31 protein-coding genes are annotated in these 26,329 nt (G+C 30.6%); 5 read left to right on the top strand and 26 right to left on the bottom strand.

Annotation, left to right across the window (positions count from 1 at the left end; all coding sequences use genetic code 11):
• Positions 1 to 3 precede the first annotated feature (3 nt).
• The 9 genes from B6F84_RS10075 to B6F84_RS10115 form a co-directional block, all read right to left on the bottom strand.
• Positions 4 to 288: an NADH-quinone oxidoreductase subunit NuoK gene (locus B6F84_RS10075; RefSeq protein ID WP_148692120.1), complete on the bottom strand. Its 285-nt coding sequence runs from the start codon at positions 286 to 288 to the stop codon at positions 4 to 6.
• A 1-nt stretch (position 289) separates the two neighbouring features.
• Entirely contained in the window at positions 290 to 781 is a 492-nt protein-coding gene (locus B6F84_RS10080) for an NADH-quinone oxidoreductase subunit J family protein (RefSeq protein ID WP_148692121.1), read from the bottom strand.
• Positions 765 to 1,259 (bottom strand): NADH-quinone oxidoreductase subunit NuoI, encoded by a 495-nt coding sequence (gene nuoI, locus B6F84_RS10085; RefSeq protein ID WP_148692122.1) that lies wholly within the window; start codon positions 1,257 to 1,259, stop codon positions 765 to 767. The genes B6F84_RS10080 and nuoI overlap by 17 nt, the downstream gene beginning before the upstream one ends.
• On the bottom strand, positions 1,250 to 2,305 hold the full coding sequence (nuoH, locus tag B6F84_RS10090) for an NADH-quinone oxidoreductase subunit NuoH (RefSeq protein ID WP_148692897.1): 1,056 nt from the start codon (positions 2,303 to 2,305) through the stop codon (positions 1,250 to 1,252). The genes nuoI and nuoH overlap by 10 nt, the downstream gene beginning before the upstream one ends.
• The gene (locus tag B6F84_RS10095; RefSeq protein ID WP_148692898.1) at positions 2,305 to 3,486 is read right to left on the bottom strand and encodes an NADH-quinone oxidoreductase subunit D; all 1,182 of its coding nucleotides are present in this window, start codon (positions 3,484 to 3,486) and stop codon (positions 2,305 to 2,307) included. Before B6F84_RS10095 ends, nuoH begins: the two co-directional genes overlap by 1 nt.
• Before the next feature lie 10 nt (positions 3,487 to 3,496).
• A complete protein-coding gene (locus tag B6F84_RS10100; protein ID WP_148692123.1) occupies positions 3,497 to 3,979 on the bottom strand; it encodes an NADH-quinone oxidoreductase subunit C in 483 nt (160 codons plus the stop codon).
• On the bottom strand, positions 3,976 to 4,365 hold the full coding sequence (locus tag B6F84_RS10105; protein WP_148692124.1) for an NADH dehydrogenase subunit 3: 390 nt from the start codon (positions 4,363 to 4,365) through the stop codon (positions 3,976 to 3,978). Before B6F84_RS10105 ends, B6F84_RS10100 begins: the two co-directional genes overlap by 4 nt.
• A gap of 100 nt (positions 4,366 to 4,465) precedes the next feature.
• Positions 4,466 to 5,236 carry an FAD-dependent thymidylate synthase gene (thyX, locus tag B6F84_RS10110; RefSeq protein WP_148692125.1) on the bottom strand — a complete coding sequence of 257 codons (771 nt, stop codon included), beginning with the start codon at positions 5,234 to 5,236 and terminating at the stop codon, positions 4,466 to 4,468.
• Between the two features lie 99 nt (positions 5,237 to 5,335).
• The gene (locus B6F84_RS10115; protein WP_148692126.1) at positions 5,336 to 5,671 is read right to left on the bottom strand and encodes a DUF2175 domain-containing protein; all 336 of its coding nucleotides are present in this window, start codon (positions 5,669 to 5,671) and stop codon (positions 5,336 to 5,338) included.
• 44 nt (positions 5,672 to 5,715) lie between these two features.
• Between B6F84_RS10115 and B6F84_RS10120 the strand changes: the two genes are divergently transcribed.
• Positions 5,716 to 6,876 carry a hypothetical protein gene (locus tag B6F84_RS10120; protein ID WP_148692127.1) on the top strand — a complete coding sequence of 387 codons (1,161 nt, stop codon included), beginning with the start codon at positions 5,716 to 5,718 and terminating at the stop codon, positions 6,874 to 6,876.
• Here B6F84_RS10120 and B6F84_RS10125 read toward each other — a convergent pair.
• From B6F84_RS10125 to B6F84_RS10135, 3 genes are read right to left on the bottom strand one after another with little or no spacing between them, the layout of a single operon-like run.
• Positions 6,865 to 7,548: a Rossmann-like domain-containing protein gene (locus B6F84_RS10125; protein WP_148692128.1), complete on the bottom strand. Its 684-nt coding sequence runs from the start codon at positions 7,546 to 7,548 to the stop codon at positions 6,865 to 6,867. The genes B6F84_RS10120 and B6F84_RS10125 overlap by 12 nt on opposite strands.
• Positions 7,545 to 8,621, bottom strand: coding sequence for a nucleotidyltransferase family protein (locus B6F84_RS10130; RefSeq protein WP_148692129.1), 1,077 nt, complete (start codon positions 8,619 to 8,621; stop codon positions 7,545 to 7,547). The genes B6F84_RS10125 and B6F84_RS10130 overlap by 4 nt, the downstream gene beginning before the upstream one ends.
• 30 nt (positions 8,622 to 8,651) lie before the next feature.
• Positions 8,652 to 9,284 (bottom strand): superoxide dismutase, encoded by a 633-nt coding sequence (locus tag B6F84_RS10135; protein WP_148692130.1) that lies wholly within the window; start codon positions 9,282 to 9,284, stop codon positions 8,652 to 8,654.
• Positions 9,285 to 9,616: 332 nt separating this feature from the next.
• Between B6F84_RS10135 and B6F84_RS10140 the strand changes: the two genes are divergently transcribed.
• Positions 9,617 to 11,482, top strand: a complete 1,866-nt coding sequence (locus B6F84_RS10140; RefSeq protein WP_148692131.1) for a hypothetical protein — start codon at positions 9,617 to 9,619, stop codon at positions 11,480 to 11,482.
• 11 nt (positions 11,483 to 11,493) lie between these two features.
• On the opposite strand, the gene B6F84_RS10145 is transcribed toward B6F84_RS10140, so the two are convergent.
• Genes B6F84_RS10145 through B6F84_RS10160 form a run of 4 tightly spaced genes read right to left on the bottom strand, consistent with a single transcriptional unit; the run spans position 11,494 to position 14,441 of the window.
• The gene (locus B6F84_RS10145; protein WP_148692132.1) at positions 11,494 to 11,712 is read right to left on the bottom strand and encodes a sulfurtransferase TusA family protein; all 219 of its coding nucleotides are present in this window, start codon (positions 11,710 to 11,712) and stop codon (positions 11,494 to 11,496) included.
• Positions 11,713 to 11,762: 50 nt separating this feature from the next.
• A complete protein-coding gene (locus B6F84_RS10150; protein ID WP_148692133.1) occupies positions 11,763 to 12,545 on the bottom strand; it encodes a thioredoxin family protein in 783 nt (260 codons plus the stop codon).
• A gap of 1 nt (position 12,546) precedes the next feature.
• Positions 12,547 to 14,163: a helicase C-terminal domain-containing protein gene (locus tag B6F84_RS10155; RefSeq protein WP_148692134.1), complete on the bottom strand. Its 1,617-nt coding sequence runs from the start codon at positions 14,161 to 14,163 to the stop codon at positions 12,547 to 12,549.
• On the bottom strand, positions 14,154 to 14,441 hold the full coding sequence (locus B6F84_RS10160) for a hypothetical protein (protein ID WP_148692135.1): 288 nt from the start codon (positions 14,439 to 14,441) through the stop codon (positions 14,154 to 14,156). Before B6F84_RS10160 ends, B6F84_RS10155 begins: the two co-directional genes overlap by 10 nt.
• Before the next feature lie 109 nt (positions 14,442 to 14,550).
• Here B6F84_RS10160 and thiC point away from each other — a divergent pair, with 109 nt between their 5' ends.
• Complete coding sequence (gene thiC, locus B6F84_RS10165; RefSeq protein WP_148692136.1) at positions 14,551 to 15,867, top strand: phosphomethylpyrimidine synthase ThiC; 1,317 nt, start codon at positions 14,551 to 14,553, stop codon at positions 15,865 to 15,867.
• Entirely contained in the window at positions 15,842 to 16,141 is a 300-nt protein-coding gene (locus B6F84_RS10170; RefSeq protein WP_148692137.1) for a Rieske (2Fe-2S) protein, read from the top strand. The genes thiC and B6F84_RS10170 overlap by 26 nt, the downstream gene beginning before the upstream one ends.
• On the opposite strand, the gene B6F84_RS10175 is transcribed toward B6F84_RS10170, so the two are convergent.
• From B6F84_RS10175 to B6F84_RS10220, 10 genes are read right to left on the bottom strand one after another with little or no spacing between them, the layout of a single operon-like run.
• On the bottom strand, positions 16,124 to 16,747 hold the full coding sequence (locus tag B6F84_RS10175) for a type I 3-dehydroquinate dehydratase (RefSeq protein ID WP_148692138.1): 624 nt from the start codon (positions 16,745 to 16,747) through the stop codon (positions 16,124 to 16,126). The two genes, B6F84_RS10170 and B6F84_RS10175, sit on opposite strands and share 18 nt — an antisense overlap.
• On the bottom strand, positions 16,744 to 17,925 hold the full coding sequence (locus B6F84_RS10180; protein WP_148692139.1) for a 3-phosphoshikimate 1-carboxyvinyltransferase: 1,182 nt from the start codon (positions 17,923 to 17,925) through the stop codon (positions 16,744 to 16,746). The genes B6F84_RS10175 and B6F84_RS10180 overlap by 4 nt, the downstream gene beginning before the upstream one ends.
• Positions 17,906 to 18,691, bottom strand: a complete 786-nt coding sequence (locus tag B6F84_RS10185; protein WP_148692140.1) for a shikimate kinase — start codon at positions 18,689 to 18,691, stop codon at positions 17,906 to 17,908. Before B6F84_RS10185 ends, B6F84_RS10180 begins: the two co-directional genes overlap by 20 nt.
• On the bottom strand, positions 18,664 to 19,836 hold the full coding sequence (gene aroC, locus B6F84_RS10190) for a chorismate synthase (protein ID WP_148692141.1): 1,173 nt from the start codon (positions 19,834 to 19,836) through the stop codon (positions 18,664 to 18,666). The genes B6F84_RS10185 and aroC overlap by 28 nt, the downstream gene beginning before the upstream one ends.
• Positions 19,814 to 20,611, bottom strand: a complete 798-nt coding sequence (gene aroE / locus B6F84_RS10195; protein ID WP_148692142.1) for a shikimate dehydrogenase — start codon at positions 20,609 to 20,611, stop codon at positions 19,814 to 19,816. The genes aroC and aroE overlap by 23 nt, the downstream gene beginning before the upstream one ends.
• Positions 20,602 to 21,639 carry a 3-dehydroquinate synthase gene (gene aroB, locus B6F84_RS10200; protein ID WP_148692143.1) on the bottom strand — a complete coding sequence of 346 codons (1,038 nt, stop codon included), beginning with the start codon at positions 21,637 to 21,639 and terminating at the stop codon, positions 20,602 to 20,604. The genes aroE and aroB overlap by 10 nt, the downstream gene beginning before the upstream one ends.
• Positions 21,636 to 22,628: a 3-deoxy-7-phosphoheptulonate synthase gene (gene aroF / locus B6F84_RS10205; RefSeq protein WP_148692144.1), complete on the bottom strand. Its 993-nt coding sequence runs from the start codon at positions 22,626 to 22,628 to the stop codon at positions 21,636 to 21,638. Before aroF ends, aroB begins: the two co-directional genes overlap by 4 nt.
• The gene (locus tag B6F84_RS10210) at positions 22,625 to 23,665 is read right to left on the bottom strand and encodes a chorismate mutase (RefSeq protein WP_148692145.1); all 1,041 of its coding nucleotides are present in this window, start codon (positions 23,663 to 23,665) and stop codon (positions 22,625 to 22,627) included. Before B6F84_RS10210 ends, aroF begins: the two co-directional genes overlap by 4 nt.
• Positions 23,662 to 24,600, bottom strand: a complete 939-nt coding sequence (locus B6F84_RS10215; protein WP_148692146.1) for a transketolase family protein — start codon at positions 24,598 to 24,600, stop codon at positions 23,662 to 23,664. Before B6F84_RS10215 ends, B6F84_RS10210 begins: the two co-directional genes overlap by 4 nt.
• On the bottom strand, positions 24,569 to 25,384 hold the full coding sequence (locus B6F84_RS10220) for a transketolase (protein WP_148692899.1): 816 nt from the start codon (positions 25,382 to 25,384) through the stop codon (positions 24,569 to 24,571). Before B6F84_RS10220 ends, B6F84_RS10215 begins: the two co-directional genes overlap by 32 nt.
• 64 nt (positions 25,385 to 25,448) lie before the next feature.
• On the opposite strand from B6F84_RS10220, the gene B6F84_RS10225 reads away from it, so the two are divergent.
• The gene (locus B6F84_RS10225; protein WP_236748944.1) at positions 25,449 to 26,324 is read left to right on the top strand and encodes a HesA/MoeB/ThiF family protein; all 876 of its coding nucleotides are present in this window, start codon (positions 25,449 to 25,451) and stop codon (positions 26,322 to 26,324) included.
• Positions 26,325 to 26,329: the final 5 nt, after the last annotated feature.

The raw sequence follows: 26,329 nt of genomic DNA on the forward strand, positions 1-26,329 counted from the left end.
CTTTTATTTCACCTCTAGAGAACCATTATTTCTATAATATAAGATAATTGAAGCAAAAGCTACAACTACTTCTATTAAAGCCATTCCAATAGCAAATATCGAAAAAATAACAGGCTGATACACAAGACCTAAGAGATCAGATAATGAAAAAACAAATAAAATAGCTGAATTCAAAATAATCTCCGATGACAATAATATTCTTATTATATTCCTGCTATTTAATAATCCGTATATTCCTATTCCTATTAAAATAATTGATAAAGATATACCAAACTCTCCTAATATCATCTTAATCCCTCCTAGATAGAGTAATTGCTTCTATTAACGTAGTCAATAGACCTATAACCAAGACTATTGCTGGAAACCAGTATTCGGATAATATAGTTTCAGCTAATTGTTGCAAATCTAAAGGCTTAGGCACAGAAACTTGTATTGTAGTCAAAGAAAGTACAACAACTGTAAATATTGCACCAGTGGCAATTATTGCAACAAAAGATGCCCAAGGAATATTAATCTGCCTTACACTTAATCCTTTAAACATTACTAAGGATACGGATAAAAATACAACAGTAGCTCCTACATATAATAATAAATGAAAAGCAGAGTATATTCCATAACTAGCTGGAGCAATTAAGGTTATCAGAACTGCTATACTAATTCCTAAGAACGCTAGAGTTATTGCAGAATAAAAAACATTCTTGGAAGATACAATAAATATAGCTGATGAAATAGATATTACAGAAAAAATTAAAAATAGTATTAAGTCAAGACTCAGATTCATATTTTATTCCCTTTTTCTCGTCTATTACAGTTCTTACTTTTTTCACTACCTTATCTTCTGGTACTGTATCAAAATTTTTATTGAATTTATCTGGATCAAATACTAAATCTCTTCTATTTGAGAACGCTACATCATGAACGCCAGTTTCCTTTAATGCATCAACTGGACAAATATCTACACAGAAACCACAGAACACACATCTACCATAATTTATTGTAGGAAGCTTCTTACCCCCTTCTGTCATCATTTTCATTGCATCAGCAGGGCATATCATAGCACATAGAGTACATCCTATGCAAACGTCTTTATACAATCTTATTAAGCCCCTATAGCCTTGCGGAAGAGTTAAAGACTCTTCTGGATATTTTAATGTTATAGTCTTTGGCTTAACCATATACTTTAATCCGGTAGTTATAGCTTCTAAATGATCTGCGAATAGTCTAAACGGATTTTCTTTTTTATATTCTTTTATATCCATAAGTAACCCACCACCATTCCTACAACTAATGAAATTAGGGCTAGTGGAAATAAGTATTTCCAACTACCCCTTAAAGCTTGATCAATCCTATATCTACCATACACACTTCTTAAAAATACAGAAAAGAATACAATAATTACAGCTTTTACTGCAGTAAGAACAGCTCCTGGAAATCCAGCGAATGGAAGCCAACCACCTAAAAATATGTCAGCAAAGATCAAAGAATAAATGAAAGTACCTACATATGAACCAGCCATGTTTAAAACAAATAAAAATCCACTATATTCGGTATATGGACCTATAACTACTTCTGTTTCAGCTTCAACAATATCGAATGGGAATCTAGAACTACCTATTAGCATTCCAACGAAAAATACAAATGCTGCAAAAGGATCAGCTATTATGCCAGGTATACCACTTTCAACTATTTTGGCAATATCTAATGTATGATATTCTACAGCTAAAGATAAAGTGGCTATTAAAATAAGAGTATCATAGCTAACTGACAAATAAGTTTCTCTAACCGCACCTACTATTGCAAACCTATTATTCGTAACCCACGCTAAGAATACTACAAATATAGGATATATAGCTTCCATTGCTAGAACTAAAACTAAGTTATATTGCACAAAAAATCCAGCCAAAACTCCTTCATTAATACTAGGATCAAAGAAATCATGGAAATATAATGAAAATATAGAGCCAGATTTTGGAATAATAGAAAATGGAATTACAGTCAGAGGTAATATTGATACCATAAGTAATAGTATAGGAGCTAGAACAAATAAAGTAGGATTTACATCATTAGGTATTATAATTTCAGAAAATACAAATTTCAGAGCATCAGCAACTAGTTGTAGATAGCCTCCTAACTTTTTAGACGCATAATAAGGACCTATTCTCATCTGAACTTTTGCTGCAGCTTTTCTTTCAAACCATATAGTAGTTAGTAATAAAATTCCAGTAAATATTAATCCTGGAAATATAATTACTACAAAAAATGAGGGATAGAAGAAATAAAATCTTAATAACCATAGAATATCCATCATCTATCCGCCTCTGGTGGAAAATAATCTAAACTACCATATATAGATACTACATCCGCATATCTAGCTCCTTTACATAAATTCTTGAATACATTAATTAGTCTGTAAGATGGAGTAATCATTCTCAATCTATAAGGTTTAGGTGACCCATCACTAACTACATAATATAAGAGTTCTCCTCTTCCTGCCTCTACTCTAGTTACTGCCTCACCTCTAGGTGGTCTGAATGATGCATAATATCCTGGCAAAACTATTCTTCCTTGTCCTTGGACCCATTTTTTCATTCTTATAGGAGGAATTTGTCTTAGGAATCTTTCTGAAAGAATTGGACCAGCAGGAATATCTTTTATAATTTGCTCTAGAATTCTCATGCTTTGTTCCATTTCTTCGAATCTAACTAGTGTCCTAGCATATCCGTCTCCTTCTTTATAGACTGGAATATCAAAGTCTAACCTGGAATATGCAGCATATGGCTCTACTTTTCTAACGTCATAATACACACCAGATGCTCTTAAATTTGGACCTACTGCTCCCCAAGAAATTGCTTGTTCTTTATTCATAACTCCAACATTCTGTAATCTATCTATAATAGTTGGATTCTTTACGAATATTTTTCTCCAATCCTCTATTTTTTTCCTAGTATAAGTTATAGCTTTTTGCGTCATTTCTATTATAGTTGGAGTAAGGTCTCGTCTAACTCCTCCAGGTATAATATAAGAATTCGTTACTCTAGCTCCAGTTAAAGCTTCAAGAATTTGAACCCATACTTCTCTATCTCCAAACCCCCACATAAAAGCAGTAGAATGCCCTATAAATATACCTAGAATACCTAAACCATATAGATGGCTAGCTATTCTATTTATTTCAGCAGCAAAGCTCCTTAAATATAGTGCTCTTTCGGGAACGTCAACATTTATTATTTTTTCGACAGCCATTACATAACCCATATTCATATGTATAGAATCTAATATTGCTGGTCTTTCAACTAAGGGAATTAAATGCATATAATTCCTATTTTCTCCTAGTTTCTCAACAGCTCTATGTACATATCCTACATCTAAATCGCATGATTCTACTATGTCTCCATTCAATTTTACCAAAATTCTCATGTGTCCAGATCCTGGATGCTGAGGGCCAACGTTTAATTCTCCTCCTTCTATGGGGACTACGTCTACTTCCATACCATATTGTTCAGGACTTGTCAACAAATAACCCCTCCAATTTTATTTTAAAATCTTTTCTTAATGGATAAACTCCCTCGAAGTCTTCAGGCAAGAATAATCTCTTAAGATCTGGGTGTCCATCAAATACAACTCCTAGCATCTCATAAGTTTCTCTCTCTCCAGTCCAGGCACTGTCCCAAATCCCAGTTAAACTCTTTATTTTTGGATCCTCGTAAGTAACGTAAGTTCTTATTGCGAATATTATTTTAGCTAATTCTAGATTTTCATAAGATGAAATATGATAAATTATCTGAATTTTATGTTGATCTGGAAAATCAATTCCAGTAACTGATTTAACGTGATCAAAACCAAGATTTTTAAGAGTAGTTGCTACATCAGTTATTTGATCCCTATTTACTTCTACATAGCCTCTATTATCACTTTCAGCCTTAGCTACGAATTTATTCTTCTGTAATTCGGAAATTATTTGATCTATTAATCTTTGGGTCATCTTCTCAACTCCCAGTTTAGTAGTACATTTATTTGACTTATGGCGTAATAAATTACAGGATAAACTAAAATAATAAATGAAAATAAAATAAATGCCAAATTTCTAAATAATATAAAATTATGAAGAATAGGTGCTGATGCTATGGTAAATAGTAGAACAAGAATAGGCTCTATAGTTACGTAAATTAATAGATATCCATAGTACTGAAGAGGAAACCATAGTCTTCCTTCCCCAGAAGGAATATTACCAGCTTCAAATCTACTTACCTTTAGAGGCGTAGGATCATGAGGAACTATTAATGATAGTAGTTTGTATCCACCATAACCTACAATTAAAACTAATATTGCTGGTAAACCAATTGCCACTAAAGGCTGTACTAATGACATTACATAAACTAAAAGCATAGTTAGGGTTAAATATTTTTCTTAATAGAAGTTCAACTTACTTATAATGCTTATACAATAATATACAATATAAAAAACGTACTTACTTTATGCTTTCTAATATACTTTTGGAATTTTGTATGCATTTGTATATTCCATCCCTTGGAACTCCTTCTATACAACGCTGTGATATGAATTCAGATTTTTCACTAAGTTCTTCTAGCGAGATTGGTTCATTTCTAATAAAATTCTCATGTATGATACAATTTGGTCCAACGTATTTGAAGAGATGCGGATGAACCTTTCTAACTTCTTCTAACATTTTCCATGCTATGGCACGAATTTCCCATTGAGCTCTGGAACATAAGCGAAGTCCAAAAAAGTTGTAAAGCTCTCTAGCGTTCATAGTTACAACTATGTTGGTATTTACTCCGTTAGGCAAAACGTATCTTGAATCTTCCTCTGGGATCCCTTTCTCTAATAGCTTAAAATAACTATCATATGCATCTTTGTAAGCTTTCTCTAATTCTTCTTTATCCCTCTTTTGAATTGAAGGAGGAATAACAGGCTGATAATACTCGTCAACTGGTTTTGCAAATCTATGGCTCATCTGCGTGTAAGATGCTATTCTGTGTCTTACAAGCTGATGAGAAGCTACTCTAGAAATACCTTCGATAGAAAAAGTGTATGAAGAATGCTCAAGAGGAGACCAATATCCATGAATTATCGCGTCTTTTATCCATGTTTCTATTTCTTCTTCTGTCATTGTTTCTTCATGATGCTTCCATCCTTTTCTGCTCCTGCTCATCTTAGAAGCAATAGCTACTACTTTTTCTCCATCTTTTGTAAATGAAACTAGAGAAACATTCATCATTTATTTTACCTTCTTTTCGTCTAAAGAAATATTAAAATGTATGGCATAATATTCTTATGTATTTATCATGATAGAAATTAAAATTAAAAAAGAATATATTTATTCAAGAACTCCTGATATTTTTTCAACTGCTCTTGTGAGCATTGCTGAGTTTTTCTCGGCATCCTTCTCTGCTTGATCCATAATTTTTTTAATCTCTTCATTAGTAATTGCATTTAACCTCTGTTTGTAAACTGTTATCATTTTTAACTCATCTTCTAATGAATCTAAAACTGCTTTTAATTGATTCTCGTCTACTTTAGCTGATTTTAATGCCTTTTCTCTAAAACATGTGTAGTGAACTACTGTTTTCTTAGTAGTAAATGTAAATAATTCGTCCCAATAAATTGTGTTTTTACATATATCGCAAGACCATTTTGTTGCAGCTCTGCTCATGTGCAAAGAATAGAATTATATACTAAATAAATATTACGGTATTGATGATCTCTGAGAAATTACTTTCAGATGCGAAGTTCTATGATAAACTAGTAGGTATATTCGTAACAACTGAATATTGTAATGGATGTGACGATTTATTTGAAAAAATACAAAAACTGCCTATTTCACGACGATATTATTTATATAAAGTTGATGGGATAGAACATATAGAATATTTAAATAGAATCACTAGAGGATATATTCCTACATTAACTATAATTTCTCCAAAGCTAAAAATTCTTGGAATAATAGAGGCTTTCGATATAAAATTCATTGAAGATAAGCTAAGACAAATAACTGAAGCATATTATAAAGGATATGAAGGACAAGATCTCCCAGAGCTTATTCCTGATCCTTCAACTCCAGATAAATCAGAATTAGTATATAATGTAATTTCTCAAATTCTAGATGGATATCAAGCAGATTATAGAATGATAGAGCTTTACAAATTTATAAGTAAATTAAAGCCAGAATATAAAAAAGCCGAAAAACTAATAAAATTCTTGAATGGAGAGGCTGAATATTTGATTTCTGGAAAAATGCAAAATCCAACATCACAAAACTATACTAATATAATAGCTTTTGACGTGGAGTATGGATTATCTAAAATTGACAATTTGCTTGAATTAATAAACGAAAATGGAGAAGTGTATCGAAGTATAAAAAAGGATAATAAAGGGCTATTAATAGATGAAGCTTCTGCAGGAAACGCTCTAATTTCAGAATATGAAAAAACATCTAATGATAAATATATTTCTATAGTGAATAAAATCTATGAATATATTATTAAAAACCTTTCTCATGAGAAAGGATTTAGAGATTCTCCAGTGAGAGATGAAATAACTAAGATTACTTTCTTAGAACCTTTAGCTAACTCAGAAGTTGCAATATTCTTTTCTAGATATTATGGAATAACTGAAAATAAAGAGGCATTAGATAACTATAAAAAAGCAATAGCTTGTGCGTATGCTGGTTCAAATGATCCAAAAGTTTTAGCTAGAATAGCAATAGCAATGATCAAATCTGAAGATTTAATCAAAACTAATTCTAAGCCTCCATACGATGATCTTAGATTAGAATATTCTCCAAAAGTTAACTGTAAATACTACAAAGATGAAAAATGCTTTGAGAATATAGATGAAATAAAATTTTTAGATTTTTAAATAAGCTTTTTTAACATACTTAGATAATTCTTTACTTGTACCACCTTCACATATTGTTCTAAATGCCTTATACGAATCAGATGGTATAATTTTCTCTATAGCCTCAAAGCCATATTTTTTAAGTGTTATAGGTGCTTCTATTGTGGATATTCCAGACAAGATTAAATGATCTGCTTTGATATTTTTTACAATTTTATCTATAGCATTATCGATAATTAATGCAGATCCAAATATTACACCTAGGTCACAGCTTTCTGTAGTAAATTGAGAAAAAGGTCTAGCTTCTTGAGAAGGCGATGGAGAAAAATCATAAAGTATTTTTTGATTGAAATCTCCAGAAGCGTATGGAGAATAGCCAAAAACGCACACTTTATTTCCAGAATATTGAGAAATCAGATCTCCCTCAATAAGTTTTCCAGTTGTTATAGCATTTAGAATAGACACTGAAATGCTTCTGTTTAACTCATTTTCTAAATTAGATGCAATTTCATATGCATTTCTTCCTATTATTTCCCCTGCATAGTCAACATTACCATTTGTAATAGTATGCGAAATACCCATCGATTGATCATCAAGAATTACACCAGTATAAGAAATACCTACACATAAATTGATTATTTTCCTTCTCTTTAATTCAAAAGAAAGTTCATCCAATATTTCGTTTAATATCATAAGATTATCTTGTTCTCCTTATATATAGATTCTGTTACTTCTTTATTTGGTAAAATAATAGTATTCCTGTTTAAGAGAATTCCCTTATGTGTAATTACTTCTTCACCCAATATAGAACCGTCAGCTATGTAATTCCACTTACCTATTTTACATTTATCTGCTACTATTACATTACTTAGATGACTATTAGCACCTATGCTAGCATTATCCATAATTAATGATTCACCTATATATGTATTCTCTTGAACAGAAACATTAACTCCTAAAATAGTATTAGAATCTATATAAGACCCCTCTTTGATAACTGAATTTTCAGATATTAAATAAGGTGGTATTAGAGTAGATTTTTCGCTTACTTTAGCACTTGATGATATAAGACCTTTGGGATACCTTTTTGAAAGTAATTCAAAATTAAGTTTCATGTAATCTTTAGGAGTTCCAATATCGGCCCATACTCCAGAATATTTATATACTGAAATACATCCTTTTTCTAAAATCTTAGGTATGAAACTTTTACTTATTGACTCCCCATGAATCAAATCTAATATATCCTTATTAAATACGTACACACCTGCATTTATTAAATTCGAAATAGGATTTTTTGGTTTTTCTATTATCTCTGTAATCTTTTCATCTTCTGTCAGTAAAACACCATATCTTCGAGGATCTTCAACCTCGGTAGCAACCATAGTAGCTTTGCAGTCATGCTTTAAGTGAAAATCAATAAGTTCTTTGTAATTAACCTCACTATAGATATCTCCATATATAACTAAAACTATATCATCCAGCTTTACTTTTTGAGAAACATATTTTAATGCTCCCGCATCCCCTAATGGATCTTTCTCAATTATAGGAGTAATTTTCTTCTTTATTGTGTCAAGATAATTAGTTACTTTATCAGCCATTACTCTTAATGAAATGTATATATCATCTATTCCTGATTCTTCTAAATTGTCTAAAATATAACTCAATATTGGTTTTCCTAGAACAGGAAAAAGAGTTTTAGGTTTAGTTAAACTCAAAGGTCTTAATCTAGTTGCATATCCACCTGCTAGGATTATTGCAGAAACCATAAATAATTAAACTGATTCATATAAAAAAAGTTACTTCATAAATTTCTGTAGCTTTTTATCTGCATAATCCCAGTTTACTACATTCCACCAGTTATTTACATAATCGGCTCTCTTATTCTTGTATTGTAAGTAGTATGCATGTTCGAACTCATCTAATATCAATAGTATTGGTAATTCGGCAATATGATTCTGGAAGTGATTCTCAAATGTCATAATCTCTAAGTTTCCGTTTTCCACTTCATAATATAATACAGTCCATCCAGTACCCGGTAGAGAGTTTGCAGCTTCTGTGAACATTTGTTTGAATTTCTCAAAACTTCCATATTGTTTTTCTATTAAATCACCTAATGCTCCGCCTGGCTTTCCACCACCCTTTCCTGATGGCGCCATATTTTCCCAATATAATGCATGTAGCTTATGCCCATTTATGTTGAATACTAGGCCTCTTAGTAATCCTTGAATATCATATTGTCCTGCACCTATATCTCCTTTCAATATCTTATTTACTCTATCAACAAATGAATTCGCACCATTTACATATCCTTTATGATGTCCATTATAGTGTAGATCTATTATGTCTTTACTTATGTATGGTTCTAATGCATCTAAATTATATGGTAGTGGTGGTAATTCGTATTTTTTTAAGTAACTTGCGGAACTCATACTAATATCTAATTAGTAGTTATTTTTATTTCTTTCTAACAAGTCTTTAGAAGAAATTCCTTACTTTATCTTTGCTAAACCTTTTAAGTTAAAATAATAAATGCGTGCCTTATCATAATCTATTACTTTATATTTTTAGTTTTAGAGATTTATTAAAATAAGAATAGAATATAAAGTTTTTCTTAGTTAAAAAATAATTCAGTTATAAACTAATACTATAACTATATAATCTCCTATTATAATTTTTGAGAAAAATTATACAGTAGTTTAAACAATAGTATTCTAAAAAAATATAAGTTTAAATGTTGATTTGTGTATAACTTATACTAGAAATGACAAGAATAAGTATAATTGACAAGCTAGTAGGAAGATATAACAATTATATAGAAAGATTATTAATTACCGTTTTAAATTCATTACTTATTTTTATTTTACTAAATAAACTAGGTTATAATACATATATTGATATAATAATACCAATAGTAGCGATAGTATCTATAGTACTCCCGGAAATAATGGCACCAATAGTTACACTTCTTTTTGCTATAAGTGAATTATATACACTTTATGATGGAGTAACGCCCTTAGGAATACTTAATGGATTTATTATAATTTTATTAGCACTTATAATCCCTATAATATTAGAAATTAAATATCAATCTTTACAAGCATTTATATCTGCTGAAAGTGTACTAGGAATTCCACTTACTTCTGTATTAATTTTATCTGGTATTTCAGAGAAAAGATCACCACTTGTTAATGTTCTATCTGCCTTACCCATATTTTATCTTTTAATTAATTTCTTAAAAACAAATCTAGTCTTTTCGATATCAGAAATAGAAATAATAATAATAAGCATAGCTGGGATATTAATTGGCGCATATATATTTGGAATTAATAAGATATTTAGTGTTCTAGGCGTAATACCAGCAATACTTGGATTTTACATTTTCTACTATGATTCATTCAACTTTGTCTTTACACGTATAACTATGGAAACTATGATTATCTCAATAGCAGTAGCTGGTTCAAGTATATTATTTTATAGTATTAAAGAAAGCAAAGCTAAACATGAAAAAATACAAGATCAAATAGATCTTATTAAAAAAGAGATTGACGAAACACTTCTAACACTAGGAAGAATAAAAAGTTATGCAGAACTAGAGGAAAAATTTGGAAGCGCTATAACGCAAGACGAAAACACAATTATTGAACTAGGAAAACAGTTAGATAATTGCAAAAATATTAATTGCATTCAAAATATATATCCCCAATTTAAAGAGGAAAAAACTGAAATTGAAAATAAAATTAATGACTTACTATTTAGCCTTATAATTGATTATAATAATATAGTTACTGAATTGAAAAAATCTGGAATAAAAATAGAGGAAATGCAGATTCCAAAAGATAAGGTAAAACTTAATGAAAGCTACATTGACTACATACAAAAAATTTTATTAGATATCAATAAAAATGTAAATCTTGCTTTAAATAATATAAATACTATAATAGAATCAATAGAAAAAATAAATGGAAATAAACTAAATAAATATTATATTACTGACTACTCTGTTTTACCCAAAGCAATTGATGAACTACAAAAAAATAACGTAATTATCTCTACAAGTAAATTAATCGAGATTGAGAGAGAAATAATATCTAACCTAAATATGAAGGAATTTACAAAAGAAAAGTTAGAAATATCTAGACAAATTAATGATTTATATAGTAGGCAAATATTAATATCTGATATACCTCAAATAGAGAAAATTAGTGAAAAACTTGTCAAATTAATTTCTAGTTACATAACGTTTTGTATAGATAAATTAAATTCATTATCAAATATCTCTAAAATCAAAAGTATAGAAAATTCATTAAGTAATATAAGAGAAACAAAAAAGATCCTTGATGATCAAAGTAAACCTCTTTACGATAAACTATCTTATGTAATGTCAAATATTCCAAGTTTAGTTGAGACAGAAGATATAATAGAAAATGAAAATTCATTAATCGCACTTTTTACTATTCTAAAAGATAATGAAGAAATAATAAGCAATAAAATGTATGAAGAAGGATGTATAAAAGTTGAAGATTTAGGAATAAATTCTAGCTTATCAAAATACGTTGCAGAATATTTCTCGTCTAGAAATGGGATAAAAACAAAGATAGTAAAAGATGAAGTATGCATTTCAAAATAAATTATTTCCCTTTATCTTAATCTTCTTATTATAATTTCTGCATGATCTCCTACTACATCTCCCTTAAATAAGTATCTGGGCGCATTTTTCAAAAGTTGATGCGTACATAATATTCTATCTTGATCAGTTATAACTTTAATAGAATCTCCAGGCTTTAGATTTATCAAATATTTCGACAATTCTACTATAAATTCTTCACATTCTTTTCCTCTAAGGTCTAATTCTTGCATAGATAAAAGTTATTGCAGTTATGGTTTTAATATTTTCTTTACAAAAGTTTCTAAAAAACAATGCTTCTTCTATTTTCCAGTTGGTTTAGTAATTTTTGTTCGTTTTCCACTTTTTCCCATAATTTATCATAATTTGATAACATATAATTGTATGCTTTTTCTATTCTACTCATCACATCGGCCTCTTTTATTGAATGTATTCTTAAACCAACTCTACCAGTAGAACCACCTCTAACCATTAGCCAATGAGCAAAAATCTGCAAAGTATACATCTTTTTTATGTCTTCCACTGGAATCTTATTATTATAAAGCCAATAAATCTCTCTAACAAAATTTGAAGAAATATTCCTTAAAATTCTTTCATTCCATTTATCTACATATTTTGGACCTTCTTTTATCATTATATTTCTTAGATAATTATACATTTCTTCTTTGTCTTCAGCAAATACTAAGCCTGTCACTGCTAAAACAAAATCCTTTTGAGCCATAAAGGAATCAAAATCCATATTGACATAAATCCATGAAGTTGCAGCAAAAGAATCCACAATTCCTGCCATTAGTTTTTCAACTAGTTCATCTTTATTTACTTTTTTAGATATTTTTGTACCTTCTAAAAGTTTTTCTAATTCTTCAAAATCAACATTGCCAGCATAAACTAATGTACCATCTATAAATACTGAAGGCGTGGAAATTACTCCTCTTTCTAAAGCTAAAAATGGATACAATTCAGTATCTATAACTTGAACTTTACCTAACAGATTCTTTTGATCTAAATATTCTAAAAGCATGTTACATTCTGTACAGCTTTTATGAGTGAATATTTCTACTTTCACGCTATAACTTAATTTTCTTGGGGTTAAAACAATTTACCTTGCTCTTCCACCATATACTATTATATCTCTTATCAAGAAGCCAGACTTTAGCATTATCATTTATACTTCTTATCGCTCTGCCTATAGCCTGTTTCACAGAGACTAATGCTGGAATATTCACAAGCAAATCTTCAACTTCTGCATTAGAATATTTTCTTATTTCTTCGGCTTGTAATCTCAAAAAATCATCGACTGGAGGATATGGAATTCCTACTAATACTACATCTGAAATCAAACTCTTACCATTTTCTGTTATTTCTACTCCTTCAGATAACTTGCCTCTTGCAACTCCTGCTATAATAGTTTTCTTATCTAATTTTATTAGATCTTCTATACTGGTTTTTCCATTTTCTATAACTTTTGGTATATCAATTAGTCTCATTACTTCGTTCATAATGAAATAGCTAGGAAAAATTGAGAGAATGTGATTTTCAGCTTGATAATATATCTTTAATAGATAACTTGAATATTTTTTCCACATTTCCTTAGTCCTTAAAGTGTATGTAGAAGTTACATCTAAAGCTATATAACAAGAAAAACTTCCACTAAGTTTTTTTCTAACTTCTTTTTCTGCGTCAATATAATCAATTTTTCTATTTATGCCTAGAACTTTGTTAAGATAATCAATTGGTTGCAATGTACCTGACATTAATAATATTGTTAAATCTTTATCATTAAGCACTGAGGTATATTTTGAAGGAGTTAACGGCTTTTTTACTAAGCTACCCTTATAAGAGAAAACAAGACCTTCAGACTGATAAAATTTTATTATATTTCCAATAAGAATCTTTTTGACTTTCTTCTCTTTTATCATCTTATCTCTCAAAATGTCATATTCTTCTTGTAATAATCTGAATTCGTCTTCTGATAACTTAGGATAATTATTAATTAAAATATATTTTTCATCTTTATATATAGTTTTTTGTATTATATCCTTTAATCTCTTTAGAATATCAATAACTTTCTCATTCTTAGTTTGAGAAATTGCAATATCAATAATATTGGGATTTATTCTTCGCTCTTCAAGATCATTTAATCTATCTAAGTTATGAGCTTCGTCTATTACTATGGCATATTCAGAAAAATCTAAACCTAATGACTCCCTAAATCTTGGAATAAAAAAATAAGGATAAGTAATAGCTACAATATCTGCATCTTGGATAGAGTCAAATAGAGAATAATAAGGACAATAGCCTTGCTCAACTCCTTCCTTTTTTATTTTTGAAAGAAAATTAAAAGGATAATCATTTACTTCTATATGTGAAGTAGAAAAAATATCGCATCCAGAACATTTAATATCTTCTCCATCGACGTCTTCCGTTGCAAATGGGCATGCAACAGATTTGCCTACAATAAAGCTAAACTTCTTTCCTAACCTCTTAGCTTCTCTATATATAGGAAAGTATTCATTATGAGTTCTTACTGCATATATAACTTTACCTTTATACTCAAGAGAAGTAATCATAGAAAATAGAGTTTTACCACTACCGGTTGGAGATTGAAGAGCTACTAAAAAGTTGTTTTTAAAAGATGAAATAACTCTATCTTTAAGTTTACTTTGCCAGTCTCTTAAATCCACTCTTCGTTCTTTACAATAATATCATCTAACATTATATAAGTAACTAAAGGATTTTCGCTAAGTTTTACTACATCTTTAGCTTTTCCTCTAATTTTTACAGTATTCATGAAATTAAAGACTTTAAGAATTTTAACCTCATTAAACGATTTTAATGCGTCTTCTGATGGTGGAGAATTCAAAATTACTGTTGCTTCGACTTCGGTAGTTGGAGAACTTTGTTCTACTTCTACTATTCTATAATCAATTTTGGACTTTGCAGTTTCCTTTATAGTTGACAACTTAAGCACCTCTAAAATGTATATACTATTTTAACATTATAAATTCTTATCTCTTCCTTTGTCATGTAAAATAGTAATGTATATAAGTCGGTTAATAACTAACTTATATATGGTAACTCAAATTAACATAGCAAGATCTGGTAACATTTCTGAAGAGATGAAAATAATAGCAAAACTTGAAGGAGAATCACCAGAGAAAATCAGAGATAGAGTTGCTAGAGGTACAGTAGTAATTTTCAAAAATATGAATAGAAAATTAGAAAAATATACTGCAATAGGTGAAGGATTATTCACTAAAGTAAACGTAAATTTAGGTGCTTCTACTGACCATTATAATGTTGATGAAGAATTAGAAAAAGTTAGAATAGCAAATAAGTTCGGAGCTGATACGATAATGGACTTAACTGATGGAGGAAACATAGATGAAATGAGAAAATTAGTATTACAAGAAGCAGAAATGCCAGTAGGTACAGTACCAATATATCAAGTATATTACGAAATGGTCACAAAAAGAAAATACGTAATAGACTTTACAGAAGATGATTTATTTAGAGTGATTGAGAAGCATTTTAAAGATGGAGTAGATTTTGCCACACTACATACTGGAATTACATTAGACTTGGCTAAGAAAGCAGCAGAAATGAAAAGAACAGCAGGAGTAGTAAGTAGAGGTGGAACAATATTAGCAGCATGGTCAATATATAATGAAAAAGAAAATCCATTATACGCAAATTTTGATTACTTATTAGAAATGGCTAAAGAATATGATGTAGTATTAAGTTTAGGAGACGCTTTAAGACCTGGTGGAATTAATGATGCGCATGATGAATTACATGTAGGAGAACTAATAGTTAATTCTAGGTTAGCTAAAAGGGCTATAGAAAAAGGCGTTCAAGTTATGATAGAAGGACCAGGCCACATGCCATTAGATCAAATAGATATGGATATTAAACTAGAAAAGCAGTTATCTGGAGGAGTCCCATATTACGTTTTAGGGATCTTGCCCACCGATATAGCTGCAGGATATGACCATATAGCCGGCGCAATAGGTGGTGCAATAGCCGCAGCTAGTGGAGCAGATATGTTATGCTATTTAACTCCTGCAGAACACTTATCATTACCTAATCCAGAACAAGTTAAAGATGGGCTAATAGCATTTAAAATAGCTGCTCATTCTGGTGATATAATAAAACTTGGAGAAAAAGCAAAAAGACTAGACTATGAAATGAGTAAGGCAAGAGCTTCGTTAAATTGGCCTAAAATGTTTTCCTTAACTTTTGACCAAGAAAGAGCCAAAGAAATATATAGACAGTATAAAAAGTTTGAAGCGGGATCCTGTACGATGTGCGGAGATCTATGCGTTTATTTAGTACTTCCAAGAGCTTTAAATAAGAAGAACCATGATATTAGAAAAACCCAATCTTAAGATAGGAGAAAAGAAAAAGATCTCTATAGATGGAAAAGAAATTCTTCTAATTTATTTAGGTGCCGATAGATATTTAGGTTTTGAACCTTATTGTCCGCACTTAGGATGTGACCTAGAAAAATATGGAGTAATAATTAGAGAAGAATTAATTTGCCAATGTCATTTTTCCCATTTTTCAATAAAAGATGGAAAGCCAATAAAAGGAACATCCAAAAAACCTATTAAAGTTTACAAGATTTCTGTAGACAAAAATAAATTAATTATTGAAGAGTAAATTAATTATTTTAATTGCCCTAGAATAATGCATTTGCCCAGGTGCTGTAGGATTATCTACATAAGTGTAAACTAATTTAGATCCTAGTATTCCAAATGCTATTCGTTCTAGAGGATCACTGCCCATAGGTAAAACTGTTATATTCTCATGAGAGAAGAGTAAATTACTTAGAAAATTCTTATATCCCGGCTTAGCTATTACAGCTATTTTCACTGTATATGCTTTATTCTCATATTTTGTTACTATAGTATTTACTATATTATAATCTGGAATAGAGTTAAAGTAATGCATAGAAACAATCTTATTATAAAAATCTACATTATATTTTTCTAAGAAAGAAGCTTCAACATCATACAAAAATCCTTCCTTACTCAGTTGATTTATATAAGAAACTTTTACGTTATCGTCTATTTTATTTATTCCTCCTTCATTTACATCTCTAATAGTTACGATAATTTTATCTTTATAAGGTAAAAGGGAGCTTAAAGTAGGCAAAGATTTCGAATAATCTAATCTTAATTCAACTAGATCTGCATCAATTTGATTAATCCTATGTATATCTTTTTCAGAATATACTGGTAATGATGCTACTATTATTGGCCTCATTCTAGAGTTATTTTTCCACCTAACGATATTAAATCTTCCCAAAATTTTGGATTACTTTTGTTTACACATTCAGCTTTCTCTATTTCTCCACCTTCTTTGATAGCTAAATCTCCAGCTAACATGGCAATTCTATGATCATTAGGACATATAATTGAACCTCTTTTAATCTGCGAACCTCTAATTATTATTGATTGATCCTTATATTCAGCATTTACTCCAAAGGCTTCTAATGTATCTATAATTGTTTCTATTCTATTACTTTCTTTGATTTTTAATCTTTCAACACCGGATAATTTACTAGCTCCATCAGCTATTGACAGTATAGCAGATAACGATGTAGACAGGTCAGGAATATCATTAATATCTATCTCCACAGGAGATATACTTCCTTGATATTCTACAAACCAAGAATGCTTGGAATAATAGCTTTTCACCCCAATATTAGCTAGTATATCAATTATTTTATGATCTCCAAAATATTCTGGTGGATCGTATAATCCATTTATTTCAATTTTTCTTTGTGAAATTATACTTGCTATTGCGTAGAATGAAGATAAGGCATAATCTCCTGGTATTTCTCCTTCATATTCACGAAGAGGCTTAGGATTAACATAAACTGTATTTCCTTCTAATTTAACGTCAGAACCAAATCTATTAAAAAGGTCAATAGTCATTTCAATATAACTTTTCGACGATATAGGAGGAATAATTTTAATCTTACCTCCCCCAATCAAATGATAAGCATAAATTAATCCAGAAATATATTGGCTACTTTCCCATCCTTCTATTTCTATTTCTTCTTCTAAACCATTACTCTCAATAGTTATAGGCAAAGATGCTGAAGAGAATTTAGCTTTTTTTAAAGCTTTTATAATAGAGGATATTGGTCTCCTTCGCAAACTTTCATCTCCATCAATAGTTACTTTCATTTTTAATGCCACAACTATTGGTATCAACATTCGCAAAGTTGTAGCTGAACCACCTACGTAAATATAATCTGTTTTTGATCTTATAGCATCTACTGCATTTAATGCCATTTTTATATCGTCAGAAGGAGTATAATTATATAGCTTAATTTTAGTAAGTAATGAAAGGAAAATTAATCTTATTCCTTGACTTTTAGATTGTGGAGCTTTTACTTTTCCCTCAATATTTGACTTATCTATTATCGCCTTCAAGATTTACCCCACTTACTAAAATTACTTTTCCATACTTGCTTAAAATCTCATATATAGGACCCTCTTCGCCTTTTTTACATAAAGCAAAAATTGATGGACCATTTCCAGATATTCCATAAGCTAATGCTTCCTTCCTCTTTGAAATCTCCTCTAAAGGCTTCTTATCATATCCTAGAATTTCAGAAACTAATATTCCATTATATTTCATTGCAGTAATAATATCTCGTAAGGCCAAATGAAATATCTCCTTAAAAATTAAATTGTATTTCTTTAGTTCTTCTATTTTTACTTTAGGTCTATTTCCTATAGGAATTAATAAAATTGAAACATCTTCTGGAGGATTCCTCTTATCAATTATTTTAAATTCCTTATTATAAGTAAAAGAAACACCTCCATAAAATGCTGCAACTGCATCGTCCAAAGCACCAGTATAAGATACACCAGCCATTATTGATAAGATAGCAGACAACTTAGGTACATCAATATCCAAATCAAATTTTCTTTTTATTTCTCCAAGAAGCGCAGTAGAAACTGCACTACTACTTTTTAATCCACTCTGTTGAGGAACTTCAGAATATACTTTTACATCTAACGGACCTATGCTATATTTAGCTTTCATGAAATCAAGGATTGTCTTAATTAATTTACTGTCTCCCTTATATTCTCCCTTAGTTATTTCTACATTTACTTTCAAGTTAATTGCCATAGAAGAGCCATACCATGATGGAATGGCATTAACTACTGAGATCCCTCCGTAGGTTTGCATGAATTAACATACCTCTTCCAGTTATTCTCGATAATCTCTACATCTTTATCTGAAAGCTTAACTTGAGGAATAACATTAGATCTAATAGCATGATCAGCTAAAACTAAAGCTACCATAGCTTCAGCAACAGTAACACCTCTTATCGCTACAGCTGGATCATGTCTTCCTAATACTGAAATTTCAGTTTCTTTATTGTTTCTTAAATCAACTGTTTTTTGAGGCTTCCTTATTGAGCTTGTAGGCTTAAATGCACATCTTAGAATTATAGGTTCTCCAGTAGTTATTCCTCCTAAAATTCCTCCGGAATTATTATACTTCCACGTAATTTTATCATCCTTAAAAATTATTTCATCATTAGCTTCACTTCCTTTCATTTTAGCAGCTTTAAAACCTAATCCATACTCAAATCCCATTACTGCAGGTATAGATAAAATAGCCTTAGCTAAGTCTGCCTTTATCTTGTCAAATACAGGTTCTCCCAAAGCCTTAGGAGGATTATTTACAACTATTTCTGCAACTCCTCCATAACTATCTCCTTCTACTGTAGCAGATTTTACCAATTCTTCATATTTAGATTCTAAACTTTTTTTACTAGCTCTAACAGGACTATATTTGGAACATAAAATCTCCTCAAAAGATACTTTTTCATCTAATTCTATTGGACCTAAACTGATTAAATGCCCAGCTATCGATGTATTAGTTAACATAAGCAATTTTTTAGCTATAGCTCCAGCAGCTACTCTAGTAGCTGTTTCTCTAGCACTAGCTCTTCCTCCTCCTCTATAATCCCAATTTTCATATCCATACCTCATTATATAAGGTAAATCTGCATGACCAGGTCTAGGTTTATTTTTAACTTCTTCATAAAAAGAAGATATAACATCAGTATTTCTTATAAGAATAGCTAATGGAGATCCAGTTGTCCTACCATTATAAATTCCACTTAAAATTTCTGGTTCATCTTTTTCTCGTCTTCCCGAAACGAATAATCTTCCAGGTCTTCTAAAAGACAGTTCAAATTCCAGATCTTCTTTTTTAACTGGTAATCCGGCTGGTAGACCGTCTATTATAACTCCTATAGCTGGGCCATGACTTTCTCCAAAAGTAGTTATAGTTAATGCTTTACCTAATGAGTTTCCTGGCATATAGATAATCCACCACTTCTTTGTAAGATAGAGATTTACCAAACCATATTTTTTGTGCTTCCAAAGCTTGATATATTAAGATCTCTAATCCATTTATTATATTCAAACCTTTCTTGAGACTTTTATCTAAAAATTCAGTTATTATAGGATGATAAACAAAATCTATGGCAAGCTTACCTTTTACACATTCATCATTAATGTAAAGAGGATCAGGTGTAGCGTTAACTATTACATCATAATTAACATCTTTACACGATACTGCTGCCTTAGCTTTGTAACCGTATTTATTTAAATTATCAACTAATCTATTAGCTCTCTCTATTGTTCTGTTTAATATTAGAATATCAATGCCAAAAGACGCTAAGGCAAAAGCAGCAGCTTTAGCTGCACCCCCTGCACCAAATATTATTGCAGAATGCAAATCTATATTATAGCTTTTTTCTTTAATTAAGGTAAGTAATGCTATATAATCTGTATTATATCCTTTAGATTTAAATACAGTATTTACAGCATTCAATTTCTCACTGCTTTCGTCTACTTTATCTAAGTAAGGAATAATTTTCTCTTTATACGGTATAGTAATATTAAACCCTTCTCCTACATCTAATAATCCTTGAATTACTTTATCAAATTTGTGTTGAGGAATGTCAAAAGCTAAATATACAGAATTAATTTGCATTTTCTCAAAGGAAAAATTATGTATCGCAGGAGATAAGGTATAGCTTATATTATTACCTATAATACCGAATAGTTTCGTATTATAATCTATAAACATTGTGAGGCAAACCCTTTTACTGTCTCTACTGGTACTTTAACTACTTTCCAGTCACCTATTCTTGTAGGGAAAGGCATAAGTATTTCTCCATTTCTTATTTTCTTATCCTTTCCTATAGCTGCAATTGCTAATTCTTTAGATACAGGATATGGAAGCTTTTCTGGAACTATTGGCAATTTGTATAGATCTAAAATCCAAAGGCTATCTTCAACTACACCCTCTTCTGAATATCCCATTTCTTCCGCTATTTTAGCTTCACACACCATACCTAAAGATATTGCATAACCATGACTTATCTTAAAATTAGATCCTGCTTCTATTGCATGACCTATAGTATGGCCAAAGTTTAAGACAACTCTAATTCCTTTAGTTTCTCTTTCATCTTGTTTTACAATATTTAATTTGTCTCTTATAGATTTTGATATTATCTCAGATAATGAATCTCTATCTTTATTTAAAATCTTTTCATTATTTAATGAAAGATAATCATATAATTCCTTATCTAGAATTATTCCATATTTTATTACTTCAGCTAATCCTTTTCTTAATTCCTCTAATGGCAAAGTATTAAGAAAATCTAAATCTATAAGAATATAAGAAGGCTGATAATACGTTCCTAAAATATTCTTAGCATTTCCAAAGTTTACTCCATTTTTTCCACCTATTGCAGCATCTACCATACCTAAAAGAGTTGTAGGAACGTTTACTAAATTTAAACCTCTCATATAAATAGAAGAAGCAAAACCACTAAGATCTAAAATAGTACCTCCTCCAATAGCTATTACATAATCTCCTCTATCAAAATTATTTTCATACAACTTATGAACCAGATCAAGAACATTATTTATATCCTTAGCAGACTCGCCGTCTTCAATAGGTATAAGTAAGTCTCCATCAACATTTATCTTCAAGCTCTTAGGATAAACTATAGCCTTTTTACCTTTAATATTCTCGATAAAATCAGAATATTTTTGATCTATTATAACATTTACATTGGAACAACAGATTTCTTCAGAAAAATCTCTCATACAGATCTACCTAAAGCTGAAGCTAAGGCTTTAATTCTATTCATAAGTACCTCAAAAGACTCAGGAGTTAATTGTTGCTCTGAATCGCTTAAAGCTTTTTCTGGATGAGGATGAACCTCAATTAAGAGCATATCAGCCCCTGCTGCTACAGAAGCTAAAGCTAACGAATGAACTAATTCTCTTTTTCCTGCAGGATGACTAGGATCCGCAGCCATAGGCAAATGAGTCATCATTTTAGCCGCTATCATACCACCAACATCTAGAGTAAATCTAGTAGCTTTCTCGAAAGTCCTTATTCCTCTTTCACATAATACAACATTTCCGTTTCCTTCAGATAACAAATATTCTGATGCTTGCAACCATTCTTCTACTGTGTTTGCCATTCCTCTCTTTAAAAGTACTGGTTTGCCTAGCTTTCCTACATCTTTCAATAACGAGAAATTCTGAGCATTTCTTGTTCCTATTTGTATCATATCTACGTATTTTTTGAACACTTCTGAGTCCTTAGTATCCATAATTTCAGTAACTATAGGTAATCCTACTTCATCACCAACTTTTCTTAAAATCTTCACACCTTCTTCTCCTAATCCTTGAAATGAATAAGGACTAGTCCTAGGTTTATAAGCTCCTCCTCTCAATAATGAAGCTCCAGCTCTTTTTACTGCCTTAGCCACAGTCTCAACTTGTTCTTCGCTTTCCACTGCACAAGGACCTGCAGCTACTACAATTTTCTCAGACCCAATAACAGTATCTCCTACTTTAACTTCTGTAGGATCTTTTTTCCATTCATTACTAGATAAAATATAATGCTTATTAGTCTTAACTTTCATTTCAATAGAACTATCATCTATATTACCTTCAACATCTGGCCATACTAAGGCAATTTTCTTACCATATAAATCTAGAAACTTATAAGATGAGGATGAAATTTGTAACTTCTCCTTAAAAGTTGAATAATCTGCTCCGTCTTTTAGCACATATAATATCATTTTTTCTTCTCTAATAATTCATTATAGAGGTTATTTAATTCTCTTACTCCAAGCTCTCTAGCTTTATCAGCATAAGGATTAAGACTTTGAATTTCCATAATTACATCCTTTATATCATTTATCTTACGAATAAGCTTGTACACTTCTCTAAAATTAGTAGTTTGATATTTACTAAAATCTATATCTAATTCCTTAGAAAGCTTATTAATACTTTCAGATAAAGCTAGCAAATAAAAATGAGGAATTACTTGGACTATTGCCATCGCCTTTTCGTGTTCCTCTAAAGTAGTTACTAAAGGATATAATCCATTATCTCTAAAGAATTTTACCAAATCTTTTACTACATCATCATTAGAAGACTTAGAGGGAATTATAGCTACTCTTTCACCTACAGGATAAATATACGGACCAAATAAAGGATGAATTGAAACATAAATGAAATTCTCTTTTAACGATTTTTCCTCTATATATGGAAAAACCAAATTTTTAGAAGAAGAAATATCCATAAAAATTTTTCCTTTTATATTGGAATAAATTTTTGAAGAAAAATCAGAAAGTAGAACTGCAGGAGGAAATGTACTTATAATTAATTCTCCCCATCTTATTGCATTCAAAATATCCATAGTTACAAAATTAAACTCATTAGAAAGTTTTTCAGCCTTTAATAAATCCCTACCAGTAATAACTACTTCTTGCTTAGTTAATTTAAACAAAGAAGCTAACGCTCTAGCCATTCCTCCATATCCTAATAACACAATTCTTCTCTTTTTAGCTGAATTTACTTCGTAAATCTTAGAATAAGAAAACAAAATAGGTAAAAAAGTATCTACAAATGATTCAGACAACCCGTATCTTCTAGCTAATAAAATCCATCTTTGTCTTACTTCCTCTTCTCTTTTCTCATCAGTAACAGGCAAATTCTTTTCTTTTTTAATTTCTCCAACTTTTTTAACTAATTCAAATCTAGAAACAATTAACTTTACTATTTGATCATCTATATCTTCAATTTGCCTTCTTAAATCATTAATCTCGCTCATTTGATCAACTCTAGAGCTTTTTTAACTACTGTTTCTGGTACAAATCCATAATAATCTAGTAAATCTCTTTCACTTCTAGCTGACCTTCCGTAAGTTACACTACCTATAAACCTCATAGGTACAGGATATCTATTTACTACTACTTCAGCTATCGCTGACCCTACTCCTCCATAAATAGTATGCTCTTCGATAGTTACTATTCTACCAGTTTTCCTAGCATAATACTCAATAGTAGCTTCATCAATTGGTTTGATAGACGGAACATTTATAACTGCAGTAGATATACCCATCTTTTCTAATTCGTCAGCAGCCTTTAATGCATCCCATAAAACTACTCCAGCTCCCATAATAGCCAAGTCGTCTCCATCTTTTAGCACGTATGCTTTCCCTATTTCAAATTTATAGTTCATACTAGAAGTTATAGGTGGAGAATAATCCCTTCCCATTCTATAATAAATTGGACCGTTCTCATTTATGATAACTGGTAAACTCCTTTCTACATCTGCTGCATCAGCTGGAACTATAACTTTCATATTAGGTATCGTTCTCATAAGCGAAATATCCTCTAATGCTTGATGACTAGAACCATCTCCACTATCACTATATCCTGAATGAGTTACAGCTAATTTTACATTTAAATTCATCCTTCCTATAGTATTCCTTATTTGCTCCCATGCTCTCATCATAAACATAGCAAAGTCAACTGCTACGGGTTTTTTACCTACGGCAGACAAACCTGCAGCAAAATTAACCATATCCTGCTCTGAAATACCTACATTGAAATATCTGTCAGGAAACTTTTCTTTAAAATAGTATCCTCTAGTTGAATCTCCAACGTCAGCAGTAATTACTATAATATCTTTATCTTCTTCGCCTATTTTTACTAGCGTTCTACCGAACGCTTCACGAATCGACGAGATACTGCCTTGTAACATCTGGTGTCGCCCTCTGTCTTTTTGAATTTTCTATTGGTGGAAAACCTTTTCCTCTTACAGTTTTTGCGAATATAACTGCAGGTTTTTTAGATTTTAGCGCTTCTTCTATTGCATCTACTATACTCTTGATATCATGACCATCGCATGAGAATGTTCTCCAACCCACAGCTTTCCATACATCTTGTAAGAAGTCCTTAGGCTTAACTTCTGATACACTATCATCTAATTGAAATCCATTAATCTCTATGAATGCTATTAAGTTATCTAATTTTCTGGCAACAGCATGTGTCATAGCTTCCCATACTTCTCCTTCATCTTGCTCTCCATCTCCCATTATTACGAAAACCCTTCCATTTCCTCCTGACATTTTAATTCCAGTAGCTACTCCTATTCCAAAACTTAATCCTTGGCCTAAACTTCCAGTTGACATATCTACACCAGGTATAAATACTTCAGGATGACCTTGTAGCAATCCTTCTATCGACTGAATTTTCCATAACTCATCTTCTTTAATTAATCCTTTTTCTGCTAATACTGCATATAAGGCTGGAGCTGCATGGCCTTTACTTAGAATTAACCAATCTTTATTTACCTTTTCTGAAGAATCTCTAATGTATCTAAATACTAACGTTGTTAATATTTCTATACTACTTAATGATGAACCTACATGTACTGAATGGTCGTAAAACTGCATTTTTATTACATTTTTTCTTGCCTTATCTGCTATTTGCCTTAGCTTATTTAGTTCATTTATTGATATTGGAATTCCATCACGCTCACCCATTGGTGGGACATCGAGACCCCTACAATTAAATAACTTCATATTTTATAAGTCTTCATTATTATATATGGAAAGATTTTCTAGACAATTACTTACTCTAGGGATAGATGTCCAGCAAAAAATCATGGAATCAAAGGTTCTTGTAGCTGGATGCGGAGCTTTAGGAAGTGCTCTTGCAGAATTTTTAGTTAGATTAGGTGTTAAAGAAATTACTATTGTAGATGCAGATGTTGTAGAACTAAGCAATTTACATAGAACCCACATTTTTACTGAAAAAGATATTATGAGACCAAAAGTAATAGTATGTAAAGATTATCTAAATAAAATTAATTCAGATACAAAAATTAACGCTATTGAAGACATTATAGATAATTCTAATGCAGAGGAGATTGTAAAAAATCACGATGTAGTATTTGATGGATTAGACAATATATATTATAGATTAATTCTAAATGATGCATGTATAAAAAATAATATTCCATTAATTTATGCTGGAATATCTGGAGAGTATGGATCAGCAAAAATAGTAGTGCCAAACAAAACTTCTTGCTTATCATGTTTTTTACAACCTTATGATACTCAAGATTCATGTAATGTAATTGGAACTACTACAATAGTACCATCAATAATGGCAAGCATTCAAATCCAATTATTTATAAATTACCTTAGAGGAGAAATAGATAATAACCTTATTTTGTTTGATTTCAAAAATCTAAATATAGATAAAATAAAGATTGAAAAAAATCCAGAATGCGAAGCATGCTCATATCATAAATACAAATATCTTAACGAAAAACCACCAATATCTTGCGGATTAAGTAGACATAAAAAACAAAACAATGAGAAACTAATTTTTTCCTCAAATGAAATACAGATATTCAAAAACGAAGAGAGTTATATACTTTGCTATGGCCAAAAGTGTTATAAGAAAAAAATAGCGTGAGTATG

Origin of the sequence: Acidianus manzaensis (genome assembly GCF_002116695.1) — an archaeon.
Taxonomy (GTDB): Archaea; Thermoproteota; Thermoprotei_A; order Sulfolobales; family Sulfolobaceae; genus Acidianus; species Acidianus manzaensis.

Coding starts and splice junctions, on each gene's coding strand:
- B6F84_RS10175 (WP_148692138.1), bottom strand. CDS start 16,747: ATGAGGCCAATAATAGTAGCATCATTACCAGTATATTCTGAAAAAGAT.
- aroC (WP_148692141.1), bottom strand. CDS start 19,836: ATGCCAGGAAACTCATTAGGTAAAGCATTAACTATAACTACTTTTGGA.
- B6F84_RS10170 (WP_148692137.1), top strand. CDS start 15,842: ATGATATTAGAAAAACCCAATCTTAAGATAGGAGAAAAGAAAAAGATC.
- nuoH (WP_148692897.1), bottom strand. CDS start 2,305: ATGGATATTCTATGGTTATTAAGATTTTATTTCTTCTATCCCTCATTT.
- B6F84_RS10125 (WP_148692128.1), bottom strand. CDS start 7,548: ATGATATTAAACGAAATATTGGATGAACTTTCTTTTGAATTAAAGAGA.
- nuoI (WP_148692122.1), bottom strand. CDS start 1,259: ATGGATATAAAAGAATATAAAAAAGAAAATCCGTTTAGACTATTCGCA.
- B6F84_RS10220 (WP_148692899.1), bottom strand. CDS start 25,384: ATGGGTGAGCGTGATGGAATTCCAATATCAATAAATGAACTAAATAAG.
- B6F84_RS10080 (WP_148692121.1), bottom strand. CDS start 781: ATGAATCTGAGTCTTGACTTAATACTATTTTTAATTTTTTCTGTAATA.
- B6F84_RS10215 (WP_148692146.1), bottom strand. CDS start 24,600: ATGTTACAAGGCAGTATCTCGTCGATTCGTGAAGCGTTCGGTAGAACG.
- B6F84_RS10140 (WP_148692131.1), top strand. CDS start 9,617: ATGACAAGAATAAGTATAATTGACAAGCTAGTAGGAAGATATAACAAT.
- B6F84_RS10075 (WP_148692120.1), bottom strand. CDS start 288: ATGATATTAGGAGAGTTTGGTATATCTTTATCAATTATTTTAATAGGA.
- B6F84_RS10135 (WP_148692130.1), bottom strand. CDS start 9,284: ATGAGTTCCGCAAGTTACTTAAAAAAATACGAATTACCACCACTACCA.
- B6F84_RS10130 (WP_148692129.1), bottom strand. CDS start 8,621: ATGGTTTCTGCAATAATCCTAGCAGGTGGATATGCAACTAGATTAAGA.
- B6F84_RS10185 (WP_148692140.1), bottom strand. CDS start 18,691: ATGCAAACCTACGGAGGGATCTCAGTAGTTAATGCCATTCCATCATGG.
- B6F84_RS10105 (WP_148692124.1), bottom strand. CDS start 4,365: ATGTCATTAGTACAGCCTTTAGTGGCAATTGGTTTACCAGCAATATTA.
- aroE (WP_148692142.1), bottom strand. CDS start 20,611: ATGTTTATAGATTATAATACGAAACTATTCGGTATTATAGGTAATAAT.
- B6F84_RS10225 (WP_236748944.1), top strand. CDS start 25,449: ATGGAAAGATTTTCTAGACAATTACTTACTCTAGGGATAGATGTCCAG.
- B6F84_RS10145 (WP_148692132.1), bottom strand. CDS start 11,712: ATGCAAGAATTAGACCTTAGAGGAAAAGAATGTGAAGAATTTATAGTA.
- thiC (WP_148692136.1), top strand. CDS start 14,551: ATGGTAACTCAAATTAACATAGCAAGATCTGGTAACATTTCTGAAGAG.
- B6F84_RS10210 (WP_148692145.1), bottom strand. CDS start 23,665: ATGAGCGAGATTAATGATTTAAGAAGGCAAATTGAAGATATAGATGAT.
- aroF (WP_148692144.1), bottom strand. CDS start 22,628: ATGATATTATATGTGCTAAAAGACGGAGCAGATTATTCAACTTTTAAG.
- B6F84_RS10100 (WP_148692123.1), bottom strand. CDS start 3,979: ATGACCCAAAGATTAATAGATCAAATAATTTCCGAATTACAGAAGAAT.
- aroB (WP_148692143.1), bottom strand. CDS start 21,639: ATGAGAGATTTTTCTGAAGAAATCTGTTGTTCCAATGTAAATGTTATA.
- B6F84_RS10120 (WP_148692127.1), top strand. CDS start 5,716: ATGATCTCTGAGAAATTACTTTCAGATGCGAAGTTCTATGATAAACTA.
- B6F84_RS10115 (WP_148692126.1), bottom strand. CDS start 5,671: ATGAGCAGAGCTGCAACAAAATGGTCTTGCGATATATGTAAAAACACA.
- thyX (WP_148692125.1), bottom strand. CDS start 5,236: ATGATGAATGTTTCTCTAGTTTCATTTACAAAAGATGGAGAAAAAGTA.
- B6F84_RS10095 (WP_148692898.1), bottom strand. CDS start 3,486: ATGGAAGTAGACGTAGTCCCCATAGAAGGAGGAGAATTAAACGTTGGC.